General features: G+C 57.9%; 10 protein-coding genes. 5 read left to right on the top strand and 5 right to left on the bottom strand.

Annotation, left to right across the window (positions count from 1 at the left end):
• The first annotated feature begins 44 nt into the window (after positions 1-44).
• Entirely contained in the window at positions 45-893 is an 849-nt protein-coding gene (locus JYG33_RS12245; RefSeq protein WP_207872501.1) for a putative RNA methyltransferase, read from the top strand.
• On the opposite strand, the gene JYG33_RS12240 is transcribed toward JYG33_RS12245, so the two are convergent.
• Positions 890-2,476 carry a sensor domain-containing diguanylate cyclase gene (locus JYG33_RS12240; protein WP_243430169.1) on the bottom strand — a complete coding sequence of 529 codons (1,587 nt, stop codon included), beginning with the start codon at positions 2,474-2,476 and terminating at the stop codon, positions 890-892. The two genes, JYG33_RS12245 and JYG33_RS12240, sit on opposite strands and share 4 nt — an antisense overlap.
• A 261-nt stretch (positions 2,477-2,737) precedes the next feature.
• On the opposite strand from JYG33_RS12240, the gene acnA reads away from it, so the two are divergent.
• Together acnA and JYG33_RS12230 are read left to right on the top strand one after the other, a co-directional pair.
• Positions 2,738-5,491: an aconitate hydratase AcnA gene (acnA, locus tag JYG33_RS12235; RefSeq protein ID WP_207872500.1), complete on the top strand. Its 2,754-nt coding sequence runs from the start codon at positions 2,738-2,740 to the stop codon at positions 5,489-5,491.
• 125 nt (positions 5,492-5,616) lie between these two features.
• Complete coding sequence (locus tag JYG33_RS12230) at positions 5,617-7,032, top strand: MFS transporter (RefSeq protein ID WP_207872499.1); 1,416 nt, start codon at positions 5,617-5,619, stop codon at positions 7,030-7,032.
• Between the two features lie 2 nt (positions 7,033-7,034).
• Here JYG33_RS12230 and JYG33_RS12225 read toward each other — a convergent pair whose 3' ends face one another.
• Positions 7,035-7,883 carry an aldo/keto reductase gene (locus JYG33_RS12225; protein ID WP_207872498.1) on the bottom strand — a complete coding sequence of 283 codons (849 nt, stop codon included), beginning with the start codon at positions 7,881-7,883 and terminating at the stop codon, positions 7,035-7,037.
• A gap of 301 nt (positions 7,884-8,184) precedes the next feature.
• On the opposite strand from JYG33_RS12225, the gene panB reads away from it, so the two are divergent.
• Positions 8,185-9,006, top strand: a complete 822-nt coding sequence (panB, locus tag JYG33_RS12220) for a 3-methyl-2-oxobutanoate hydroxymethyltransferase (RefSeq protein ID WP_207872497.1) — start codon at positions 8,185-8,187, stop codon at positions 9,004-9,006.
• A 100-nt stretch (positions 9,007-9,106) separates the two neighbouring features.
• Positions 9,107-10,036, top strand: a complete 930-nt coding sequence (locus JYG33_RS12215; protein WP_243430168.1) for a LysR substrate-binding domain-containing protein — start codon at positions 9,107-9,109, stop codon at positions 10,034-10,036.
• Positions 10,037-10,087: 51 nt separating this feature from the next.
• Here the strand turns inward: JYG33_RS12215 and JYG33_RS12210 are convergent, their stop codons facing one another.
• Genes JYG33_RS12210 through kynA form a run of 3 tightly spaced genes read right to left on the bottom strand, consistent with a single transcriptional unit; the run spans position 10,088 to position 12,242 of the window.
• Positions 10,088-10,465: a RidA family protein gene (locus JYG33_RS12210; protein ID WP_045929449.1), complete on the bottom strand. Its 378-nt coding sequence runs from the start codon at positions 10,463-10,465 to the stop codon at positions 10,088-10,090.
• On the bottom strand, positions 10,465-11,370 hold the full coding sequence (locus tag JYG33_RS12205) for an alpha/beta hydrolase (RefSeq protein WP_207872495.1): 906 nt from the start codon (positions 11,368-11,370) through the stop codon (positions 10,465-10,467). The genes JYG33_RS12210 and JYG33_RS12205 overlap by 1 nt, the downstream gene beginning before the upstream one ends.
• On the bottom strand, positions 11,370-12,242 hold the full coding sequence (gene kynA, locus JYG33_RS12200) for a tryptophan 2,3-dioxygenase (protein WP_207872494.1): 873 nt from the start codon (positions 12,240-12,242) through the stop codon (positions 11,370-11,372). The genes JYG33_RS12205 and kynA overlap by 1 nt, the downstream gene beginning before the upstream one ends.
• Positions 12,243-12,246: the final 4 nt, after the last annotated feature.

Below are 12,246 nucleotides of genomic sequence, written 5' to 3'. Positions count from 1 at the left end.
CTACACTATCGCCTTGGCCACGGTGGCCGTAGAGCGATTCCTTCATGTCTGACCTTTCCCCGCCCCTGTTCGAGAAACTGTGCTGTCCTCTGGACGGCTTGCCGCTCGTGTTCCAGGCCCCTAGCTGGCGCTGTCCGTCCGGCCATTGCTTCGATACTGCCAGCCAGGGCTATATCAACTTGCTGCCTGTACAGAACAAGCGTTCGCGCGACCCGGGCGATAGCAAAGAGATGGTGTCCGCGCGCCGTCGCTATCTGGAATCGGGTGTGTACGAGCCAATTGCCGCCGGGGTTTGGCGGGCTTTGATGGATGGGCTGGAAGGGGAAGCCCCTTATGCCTGTCTGGATGCCGGTTGTGGCGAGGGCTATTACCCGCGCTATTTGCGTCAGCAAGATCAGGACGGGCAACTGGCACTGATCGGCCTGGATATCTCTAAATGGGCGGTGATGGCGGCGGCACGCAGCTCCTCAGAGATACGTTGGCTGGTGGGCAGCAATGCGCAATTGCCGGTGCCGGATGGCTCTCTGGATGCCTTGCTGTGCATGTTTGGCTTTGCGGTGCCCGAGGAGTTTTTGCGAGCCCTGAAGTCGGGCGGTATCTGGGTACAGGTGGAAGCGGGCCCGGATCACTTGCTGGAGTTGCGGCGCATTATTTATCCGACCTTGAAAGCCGATAAGGATGAGGTCCAGGAAGCTCCCACCGGTTTCAGTCTGGAAGCGACGGAGCGTATTCGTTGTGAGATCAGCCTTGATTCACAAGAAAAAATTGCTGATTTGCTCCTGATGACTCCCCACCTGTTTCGCGCCAGCGCCCAGGGGCTGGAGCAGGCTCGTCAATTGACGAGCCTGGATGTACAGGTGGATGTGCGGATCAAGGTTCTGCGCCGACTTTAAGCGGTTTTGATGTCGGAATTATTGACGCCAGGGTCGCAGAGCTCAACCCGATTGCGACCGTTGCGCTTGGCTTTGTACAGCGCTTCATCCGCCAGTTTCAGAACGGTGCTGTGTTCGCGGCCATGAACCGGCCAGTGAGCCAGCCCGATTGAAATCGTAATGGGCGAACCGGCAGGACTGTTGGTTTCGCTGATCAGGATACGCAGACGCTCGGCCAGTTGCAGGGCCTGGTCTATATCCTGATCGGGCAGGAAAATACAGAATTCTTCACCGCCGACCCGACAGATCAGATCGGTCTCGCGAGTACACGCACGCATGGTGTCGGCCAGGAAGCTCAGGACCAGATCGCCTACATCATGCCCGTAGGTGTCGTTGACATGTTTGAAGTGGTCAATATCCACCGTCAGTACGGAAAAGGGCGTGTCCGTTTCCTTCCACTGCTGCAACACCGCCGCCATACCGCGCCGGTTGTTCAGTCCGGTCAAGGGGTCGGTATTGCGTTCCACATTCATGGCGCCCATCTTGCGGTTGACGCGTTTCAAACCCAGCAGCATGGCCAGCTTGATCTGGCGGGACTCAAAGTACCAGGCGTGGACCTGAGAGATGCGCGAGCTGGCATTGGCCGAATCCAGATGGGGAGCCTGGCGGGCCAACTGGCGCAAGGGTTTGGCGATCAGCATGGCTAACATCCAGATCAGAATCTGCACAGCCAGAAAAAACGGGATCGAGTTGCGCAGCACCTTGCCTAACAAGACCGTCAGCTCGTCCAGCACGACTTTGGTCGGGCTTTGGACCACCACGCCCCATTTCACATCATTGCTAGGGGCAAAACCGGCCAGCATGTCCACACCTTTCACGTTGCGCAGGGACAGGGCATCGCTCTCGCCTTGGCTGACGGCATCAATGGCCGGGTTGCCGTGTACGACTTCGCCGATACGGGCCACATCTTTATGGAAAATCAGGCGTTTGTGCTCATCCACGACGTAAATGTAGGAGCCGTCGCGGTAAAAGTGCTCGCCCAGCAAGGCATTCAGGCTATTGGGCTCGTGCAGGTAAATGGAGCCGCCGACCAGACCCTTGTAGTTGCCGTCTGCATCAAAAATAGGGTGCGAGATAAAGATCAACAAACGCCCGGTTGCCGACAGGTAGGGCGGGCTGATGACGGGCACTCTGGTTTTCAGGGCCAGTTGCGTGCCTTCCCCGTGCAGCGTGGTGCCGATCAGGCTGAGCTGATGGGGGGCATTGGCCAGAACGCGCCCTTCTGCGTTCAGGATCAGGACGGAGTTGAAACTGTTGTTTTGTTCGTTCAGGCGTCGAACTTCGTCACCTAACAGAAGTTCGCCCTGATACAGCGAGCGGGAGAGCACGTTGGCGCTATAGCGGAGCTGTTGCTGCAAGTTTCCGATGAAGGCATCGGTGCTGCTGGCCAGCTTCAGAGCGTAGGCACGGTTCTTTTCCAGAGCCTGCTCAATTAGCAAGGTACGCTCCGCCGAATAGGCCCCATACAAGGTGTAGCCCATGGTCAGCAGACTGCTGGCAGTAGCCAACAAGAGAATCAGCCGGCGCAGATCAACAAAAAACATGAGGTGGGCGAGTGCTCGAAGAAAAGGAGGCGATGAGGCAAAAAGACGGGTGGAAGGCACCTAAACCATTATACGTAAAGAATGTTTCCGGGTTTGTGTAGGTGTGACGTAAGGCCACAGGAGGGACGCTACACAGGGCAGGGGACAAGCCCAGAGTGTAAGATGTGAAATGGTCTAGACCAATAGACAATTACCACATGTGTTTCGCTGGCTGGGTAAATTGGACGGTATCGGCCAGCACCTTTCCATGGAGATCCCGATATGAAAAGCGTAGATAGTTTTAAGGCTTTGCACCAGTTGGATGTCGGCGGGCAGTCCTACGACTACTATCGGTTGGATGCGGTTCGTGGAGATGGCCTGGATGTTGCCAGCCTGCCCTATGGCTTGAAGATCCTGCTGGAAAACTTGCTGCGCACGGAAGACGGCGGCGATGTGACGGCGGACGATATCCGTGCCCTGGCGGCCTGGAATCCAGCCGCCGAACCAGACCGCGAAATTGCCTTCACCCCCGCACGCGTTGTTTTGCAGGACTTTACCGGCGTGCCAGCCGTGGTGGACTTGGCCGCAATGCGCGAAGCCATGCAGGCTTTGGGTGGCGACCCTCAAAAAATCAATCCTTTGGCACCGGTCGAACTGGTTATCGACCACTCGGTCATCGTGGACGATTTTGGCAAGCCCAGCTCCTTCGAACGCAACGTGGAGATCGAATACGAGCGCAATATGGAGCGCTACCAGTTTCTGCGCTGGGGCCAAAGTGCCTTCGATAACTTCAAGGTCGTGCCACCGGGCACGGGTATTGTTCACCAGGTGAACCTGGAGCACTTGGCCCGCGTGGTCTTTACTCGCGACGAGCAAGGCCGCCAGTTAGCTTACCCCGATACCTGTGTGGGCACGGACTCGCACACGCCTATGGTGAATGGTCTGGGCGTGGTCGCCTGGGGCGTAGGCGGGATCGAGGCCGAAGCGGCCATGCTGGGCCAACCCATTTCCATGCTGATTCCCCGTGTGGTGGGTTTCAAGCTGACGGGCCAGATGCCTGAGGGCACGACGGCGACCGACTTGGTACTGACGATTACCGATATGCTGCGCAAACATGGCGTGGTCGGTAAGTTTGTGGAGTTCTACGGCCCTGGCGTCAGTGCTGTACCTCTGGCCAATCGCGCCACCATCGGCAATATGAGCCCCGAATATGGCTCCACGATCTCCATGTTCCCTATCGATGAGGAAACTCTGCGATATATGGAACTGACCGGTCGTAGCAAAGAGCAGATCGAGCTGGTGCGCGCCTACGCCCAGGCCCAGGGCCTGTGGCACGATCCGCAGCACGAGCCTCGCTACTCCGAGCGTCTGGAACTGGATCTGTCCACCGTTGTACCTTCCATTGCAGGCCCCAAGCGACCTCAGGACCGGATTGCGCTGTCTTCGTCCAAATCGGCTTTCCGTACTGCCGTGCGTGATTTGTTGGGCGACGATGTGGCAACCTACGACGAAGCCCTGGAAGAGAGCTTCCCCGCCTCAGATGTACCGTCGCACAAGCCACCTGCACCGCGTAAGGCCGGTGTGAAATTCACCTTGGCCGATGGTAGCCAGTGCGAACTGGATCACGGCTCGGTGGTGATTGCCGCCATTACCTCGTGTACCAACACCTCTAACCCCAGCGTCATGATGGCAGCGGGTTTGCTGGCCAAAAAAGCGGTAGAAAAGGGCCTGGGCCGCAAGCCTTGGGTGAAAACCAGTCTGGCCCCCGGATCGCGCGTGGTCACCGACTACTACCAGCGTGCTGGCCTGACGCCTTTCCTGGACAAGCTGGGTTTTGATCTGGTCGGCTACGGTTGCACCACATGTATCGGTAACTCCGGCCCGCTGATTCCGGAAGTCAGCCAGGCGATTAACCAGAATGATCTGGCGGTCGTCTCCACCTTGTCCGGTAACCGTAACTTCGAGGGCCGTATTCACCCCGAAGTGAAAATGAACTACCTGATGTCGCCACCGCTGGTCGTGGCCTACGCCTTGGCAGGCACGATGGATATCGACCTGTACCAGGAGCCCTTGGGCCAGGGTAGCGATGGCAAGGATGTGTACCTGAAAGACATCTGGCCGTCTGCCGCGGAAGTGCAGGATGTGATCAGCAAGGCCATTGCCTCGGATATGTACCGCGATGGCTACGCCGACGTGTTTGCCGGTGATGAGCGCTGGCGCTCCCTGCCCACCCCCAAAGGGGATCGTTTCGAGTGGCAGGATGATTCCACCTACGTGCGCAAGCCGCCTTACTTCATCGATTTGAAGCGTGATCCTAGCCCGGTGACGGACATTCGCTCTGCGCGTGTACTGGCCAAGCTGGGCGATTCGGTCACAACTGACCACATCAGCCCTGCTGGTTCTATCGCTCGTACCTCGCCTGCCGCCACCTACTTGATGGATCATGATGTGAAGCCTCTGGATTTCAATTCCTATGGCTCGCGTCGCGGTAACCATGAAGTCATGATTCGCGGCACGTTTGCTAACGTGCGTTTGCGTAACCAACTGGCTCCGGGCACGGAAGGCGGCTATACACGCGACTTCACGCAGGATGGCGCACCGGTGGCAACCATTTACGACGCCTCGCGCAATTACGTGGCTGCCGGTGTTCCTCTGGTGATTCTGGCGGGCAAGGAATACGGTTCGGGTTCCTCGCGTGACTGGGCGGCCAAAGGTACGGTGCTGCTGGGTGTACGTGCCGTCATTGCCGAGTCTTACGAGCGTATTCACCGCAGCAACTTGCTGGGCATGGGCGTGATGCCTTTGCAGTTCCCAGCCGGTCAAAATGCTGAAACCCTGGGTCTGACCGGGGATGAGGTCTTTGATATTGAAGGCATTACCGCCTTGAATCAGGACAAAATCCCCGAGAAGGTCAAAGTGCGTGCGGGTGATATTGAATTCGAGGCCCTGGTCCGAATCGATACGCCTAGTGAAGCGCATTACTACCGCCATGGCGGTATCATGCAGTACGTTTTGCGGGGCTTGTTGAAGGCTTAAGCCCGGCTTGGGCTAAGGCATGCTGTGACACGCCAGCAGGTGCGCCAGTGGCATTGTGCGACTGGCGCACTTGTGTGTTTAAGGGCCGGCATTCTTGCCGGTTTTTTGCTTGGAAAAAGAAAAAAATGCAAACTACCCAAGAAGCGTCTTGGTCTGAATTACTGTCTGGCCGTAATGGCTTGCGCTCACTGGCATTAGCCGGGGGCGTGGCGGTCCATGCGATCAACGTGTACGTGGCGACCACGATTCTGCCTTCTGTGGTGGAGGACATCGGCGGGCTGGAGTACTACGCCTGGAACACCACGCTGTTTGTGGTGGCCTCGATTCTGGGTTCGGCCCTGTCACCCCAGGTTCTGGAAAAACTGGGCCTGCGACACAGTTTTCTGATCTCCTTGCTGTTTTTTGCCATAGGCACGACCTTGTGTGCGGTCGCGCCATCCATGCCTTTCCTGCTGTTTGCCCGCACGATTCAAGGTTTGGGGGGCGGTTTGCTGCTGGGTCTGAGCTATTCCTCTATCCGGCTGGTATTTGAAGAGCGGCTCTGGCCGCGCGTCATGGCCCTGGTTTCCAGCATGTGGGGTGTGGCGACCTTGTCCGGCCCGGCCATTGGCGGCATCTTCGCCCAGATGGGGCAGTGGCGTCTGGCTTTCTGGAGTGTCCTGCCGTGTGCGGCTTTGCTGGCTATTCTGGTCTGGACTCAACTGCGCGATGCGCGTGCCCCTGAAACCCGTAAATCCGGTTCTACCTTGGGCAAGGTTTTGTTGTTGACGGCCTCTGTGCTGGTCATGTCGGCAGGTAGCCTGTCTACCTCCTGGATGATTAATCTGGCCGGGGTCGTGGGGGGCGCTGTGCTGGTGTATTTGATGGCGCGTGCTGACAGCAAGTCCACTAGCCGCCTGTTTCCGCAAGGCACGTACTCCATCAGCACCGCATTGGGCAGCCTGTATGCCGGTATTGGTCTGGTCAGCGTGGCGGTCGCGACGGAAATCTTCATTCCCTATTTCCTGCAGATCATCCACCACATGAGCCCTCTTAAAGCAGGCTATCTGACTGCCTTGATGTCCGGTGGCTGGACCTTGGGTTCGATTACCAGCTCCAGCCGTAGTTTGAAGACCGGTGACAGGCTGATTATTGCTGGGCCAGTGGTCTCGGGTTTGTCGCTGGCGGCCTTGGGCGTGTTTATCCCCTGGGTTGGCTTGAGTGAAGGCACGGATTACTCCTGGGCCTTGTATCTGTCCTTGCTGGGCGTCGGGGTGGGGATTGGTCTGGCCTGGCCGCATCTGCTGACGCGGGTGTTTCATTCTGCGCCCAAGGGGCAGGAGAATATTGCCTCGGCCGCCATTACCACCTTGCAGTTGTTCACGATGGCATTGGGCGCGGCCTTGGCGGGGATCATCACGACAGCCTCGGGCTTTGTGGACCCCGGTGGGGTGCAGGGCGCACGCCAGTCGGCGCAGGCTCTGCTGTGGCTGTTTGCCCTGGCGCCCCTTCTTGCTGCCTTTTTGTCCGGGCCAGCGCGTCGGGTACGCCCTAAGGCTTAGCCTTAGACGGTGCTTTTAGGCAGGCGGAACAGTTCTGGATCAGGGCCAAGACGGCCTTCGGCCTGGTCCAGGCGGGCAATGGCTGCCATATCCTGCTCGCTCAGCTCGAAGCTGAAAATGTCCAGATTGTCGCGTTGACGCTGGGCGGAGTTGGACTTGGTAATCACCATATTGCCCAGTTGAATCTGCCAGCGCAGCATGATTTGTGCCACAGAACGGCCATGCTCTTTGGCAATCTGGTTCAGTACCGGGTTGTCCCACAGCGTGCCTAATCCCAATGGGCTCCAGGCTTGCGTCTGGATAGCGTGGTCTTCATGGTAGTGGCGCGATTCTGCCTGCTGAAAGCCGGGGTGCAGCTCAATCTGGTTCAGCACAGGCAGCACGCCGGTTTTATCCAGCAAGGTTTGCAAATGCTGCGGCAGGAAGTTGCACACACCAATGGATTTCACGCGGCCTTCATTGCGCAGATTGATCAGCGTTTCCCAGGTCTGGATGTACTGGCGGTTCTTGGGCACAGGCCAGTGAATCAGGTACAGATCCACATAATCCAGTTGCAGCTTGTCCATGCTTTCTTCAAAGCCTGCACGGGCGTTGTCATGGCCATGCATGTCGTTCCACAGCTTGGTGGTCACAAACAGCTCTTCGCGTGGCACCTTGGACTGACGAATCCCTTGGCCGACCTCGGCTTCATTGCCATAGATGGCGGCGGTATCGATCAGGCGGTAGCCCGCTTCGATGCCACTGCACACCACATCGGCCGTTTGCTCGGCAGGTACCTGCCAGACGCCCATGCCCAGTTGTGGCGCACGGTTATCGTCATGGAAGGTGATTGTTGGGGGGGTAGTCGACATAGGTCTCTCCTCGGTTGAGTGCACGGCAAAACAGCCAGGACATGGCTGCTGAAACCACCGTGCATTGGGAACGATCGGGCTCTAGCGTACAGGCAGTGTCAAAGAAAATGTCCTTAAAAGGACCTGAATCCGCATGGGATGGACACGTGAAGCTTGTACGTAGGCAGGAAATTAGCTTATTGTTTTTTGTCCTGCGGCGATTATAGAGGCGCCGACTGGATATTTTCTCAAGATGATGCAATCTGCATCATTCATAATCCCATATAAGCGTTAGCTCTATGGGATTCCAGATGGAGTAAGTATGAGCGTACATACCACGCAGGTTCGCGTCAGCGTTCCCGCCCTGATCGCCTGCAAGGGCAAACAAAAAATTGCTTCGTTAACAGCCTACATCGCGCCTATCGCACGTATGCTGGACGAGCACCTGGACATGATTCTGGTGGGCGACTCGACCGCTATGGTGGGCTATGCAATGCCCGATACCCTAAGCATTACGGTCGATATGATGGCTGCCCATGCTGCCGCCGTGGTGCGTGCGACTCAACATGCTTGTATTGTCGTGGATATGCCGTTTGGTAGCTATCAGGAATCACCCCAGCAAGCCTTTGCCAATGCATCGCGCATGTTGGCTGCCAGCGGCGCGCAAGCGGTCAAGCTGGAAGGTGGCCAGGTCATGGCAGAAACCACCCGCTTCCTGGTGGAACGCGGCGTGCCTGTGCTGGCCCACGTGGGCTTGATGCCCCAGTACGTCAACACCATGGGCGGTTACAAAGCCCAGGGCATGACTGATGCCGCTGCACAGCGCGTGTTGGATGATGCCGTGGCACATGCTCAGGCCGGTGCCTGGGGTGTGGTACTGGAAGGGGTGGCAGAGTCGCTGGGCCGTCGCATTACCGAAACCATTGCGATTCCTACCATTGGCATTGGGGCTTCGCCCGCATGTGATGGCCAAGTACTGGTGACAGAAGACATTCTGGGCCTGACCAACGGCAAGATCCCCAAATTCGCCAAACCCTACGCCGATGTGGGTGCCCTGATCTCGCAAGCAGCCGCGCAATATGCGTCTGAAGTGCGTGATGGCTCTTTCCCCACGCTGGATCAATGTTTCGGTGTCAAACGCTAGTCCGGCTAACTATTCCGCATTAGAATATTCCATGTTGATAAATGCGGCATTCACATAGAACGACATGGAAATTCGCCAATTAGAAGCTTTTGCAGCGGTGATGTCCGCAGGTAGCGTTACCGCTGCCGGTCGACTGCTGGACCGCTCTCAGCCCGTGGTTAGCCGCCAGATCCAGGAGTTGGAACAGGAACTGGGTTTCAGATTGTTTACCCGTACTCGGCCGCAGGTCACCTTGACCGAGCAAGGGCGCGAGTTCTATCTGGAAGCCCGGCCTGTGCTGATGAATCTGGAGGTGCTGCAAAGCCGTGCTCTGGAAATCGCCCGTGGGGGCCTGCGGCCCCTGCGTATCGTGGCGACCCATGCTCTGGCCATAGGCTTGTTGCCGCAAGCCCTGGGCATCATGGAACAGCACGATCCAGCCTTCAAGCAAAAGCTGATTATTGATACGGTGAAACCGGAAGAAGTCGTGCAAGCCATCGACGAAGGGCGGGCAGATCTGGCGGTGACCAGTCTGCCGCTGGACATTGATGGCTGCACCTTGCACTGGTCCGGGCAAAGTCCCTGCCTGCTGGGCATGTCCGTCAACCATCCTTTGGCGAAACAGGAACTGGTGCGCCTGAGCGATATTCAAGGCACACCCTTGATCTCGGTGCAGAACCGCCACCGCCTGCGTCATACCCTGGCTACAGCCTTGTTGCGTGCCAGCCCGGAATCACCGGAAGAGATTCGTCATATCGAGGTTGCCTCCTCGTTGGAGGGTTTGGTGCTGGCCAGCCAGGGTGTGGGTGTGTCGCTGATCGACCCCTTCACCGCCCACGGTCTGCCACTGCCCAATGTGGTGCTGCGCCCGATTGATATTCACGTGCCGTATATGGTCGGCGTGGTGTCCTTGCGATCTCGCGAACTGCGTCCCGATGCGCAGCGTCTGGTCGAAGCCATGCGGCAATATGTGCTGCAATTCATCCCGCGCTTTGTGCTGGGGGATGACACGGGCTTGCCAAGCACGCAGGACCCGTTCGACTCGCTGTAATCAGGCGGGTGATGTCAGGTTTTGCCTGCAGCGTGCCCGCCTTTTGCAGCATCAAGGAATCATGGCGTAGGCCACAACTTCCAGTTTCATGCCCGGCTCCACCAAGGCCGCAACGCCAACACTGGCGCGGTTGGGGAAGGGGGCGGAGAAAAACTCCCTGTACACCTTGTCGATGATGTCCATGTCGGCAACATCGGTCATGTAGATCAGCACTTGGGTGACATTTTCCAGACTGCCACCCGCCGCTTGCGTGGCCCGCTGCATATTGGCAAAAGTCAGGCGAGCTTGCTGCTCGATGCTTCCCGTATCGATGCTGCCGTCCGGGCGCACAGGCCCGTTCACCATGAACAGCATTTCCCCTTTGGCTTTGACTGCCCAGGAAAACGCTTGCTTCAGGGGCGGCAGCCCGACGTCGACAACTTGTTTCATCACTTGCTCCGAGTAGAGGTGACCGGCAAGGACGCAAAGAGCGCGTGCGTGGCATCGCCCAAGCGGGTGTTGGGACGAGCCTGGTCAAGAATGACATCGAAGTGGTTGCGTGCTGGCATTTCGATGGGGGGCAGATACTGGGCACCGAGTGTGTTCAGCGCATCGGCAAAAGCCTGGCTCTGGCGCTTGAACTCCGAGGTTTCGATTTCTCCCCAACTGATGATGGTGGGCGGAAAACCCGTCAGATCAAGCAGTTGAGGGCTGATCGCCTGTGCACTCCCCACGTCCAGGGACAGTGCCTCATTGATGCTGGTGCCAATCAGGGCTTGCAGCTCGTAAATGCCTGAAACCAGCACTGCCGCGGCGGGCGCGCCTACCGGTAAGTCCGCATCATCCTTCCACCCACGCAAGCAGCACATGGCCGCCAGATGCGCCCCGGCAGAGCTGCCGGAAACGACGATGCGCTGCGGGTCAAAGCCCAGTTCTTCACCGTGTTGATGCAGCCAGCGTAGAGCCTTGCGGCATTCCAGCACCATGTCGTGGACAGAGGCTTGCGGTGCCAGGGTGTAATCGATGGCGGCAAAGGCGATGCCCGCCTCGTTGCAGTCCGGGGCCGAGAACAAAGAGGAGGCCTTGGACAGCTCCTGCCAGTAGCCGCCATGAATAAACAGGAGCAGCGGCGGGAGGGATTCCGAGTCACCACGTTCCGGTAAAAAGAGGTCGAGCTTATGCGCTGCCGCGCTGCCATAGGCAAGCTCGACATGCCGAGAGGCGCTTTTTAAAGCGGCTGCGCTGAGCGTGGCGTATTGCTCAATGTAAGGCGCATAGTTTCCGCCTATACAGGAGCTTGGCGAGTATTCACGCTCTCGTTCTTGGGCCGACAGTGAGTCCTTGGGAGCGTGCATCACAGCGCGGTCCGAACTGTCCAGATCTCGGGGAACAGCACAACGTCCAGCATCTTGCGCAGATAGCTGACGCCACCGGTGCCGCCAGTGCCACGTTTGAAGCCAATAACGCGTTCGACCGTAGTGACATGGCGGAAACGCCACAGACGGAATGCGTCCTCAATATCGGTCAGTTTCTCGCCAAGCTGGTACAGATCCCAGTGAGCATAGGGGTCACGATAAACCTGCAGCCATGCGGCTTCGACTTCGGGGCTGGCGACGTAGGGCTGCGTCCAGTCACGATCCAGGTAATTTGCAGGAATATCAAAGCCTTGGCGTGCCAGCAAACGTAGCGACTCGTCATAAAGCGAAGGGGCGCGGTAGGCTGCCTCAACTTGGCTCAGCAGGTCGGGCCGGTGTGCATGGGGCTTGAGCATGGCGGCGTTCTTGTTGCCCAGGGCAAACTCAATACATCGATACTGCGCGCTTTGGAAACCACTGGAGCTAGCCAGATACGGCCGCATCGCGGTGTATTCCGGCGGGGTCATTGTGGACAGGACGGTCCAGGCGCTGACCAGTTGTTCCATGATGCGCGAGACACGCGCCAGCATTTTGAAGCTGTCGGCGTAGCGGTCAGCGGCGACGGAGGCGGTAGCGGCGTTCAGCTCGTGCAGCATCAGCTTCATCCAGAGCTCGCTGGTCTGGTGCTGGATGATGAACAACATCTCGTCATGGGCAGGCGATAGTGGATGCTGGGCGCCCAGCACCTCGTCCAGGTGCAGGTAATCGCCATAGCTCATGGATTGGCTGAAATCTAACTGCGCCTTTTCTTCCGAAACAATGCGCTCTGTCTCGCCGACGCCTTGGTCAGCCGATGCTTTGGAAGCATTCATTTAT

Source organism: Alcaligenes sp. SORT26 (assembly GCF_017377875.1).
GTDB lineage: Bacteria > Pseudomonadota > Gammaproteobacteria > Burkholderiales > Burkholderiaceae_B > Alcaligenes > Alcaligenes parafaecalis.
This window is presented reverse-complemented; position numbering and strand designations above follow the sequence as displayed.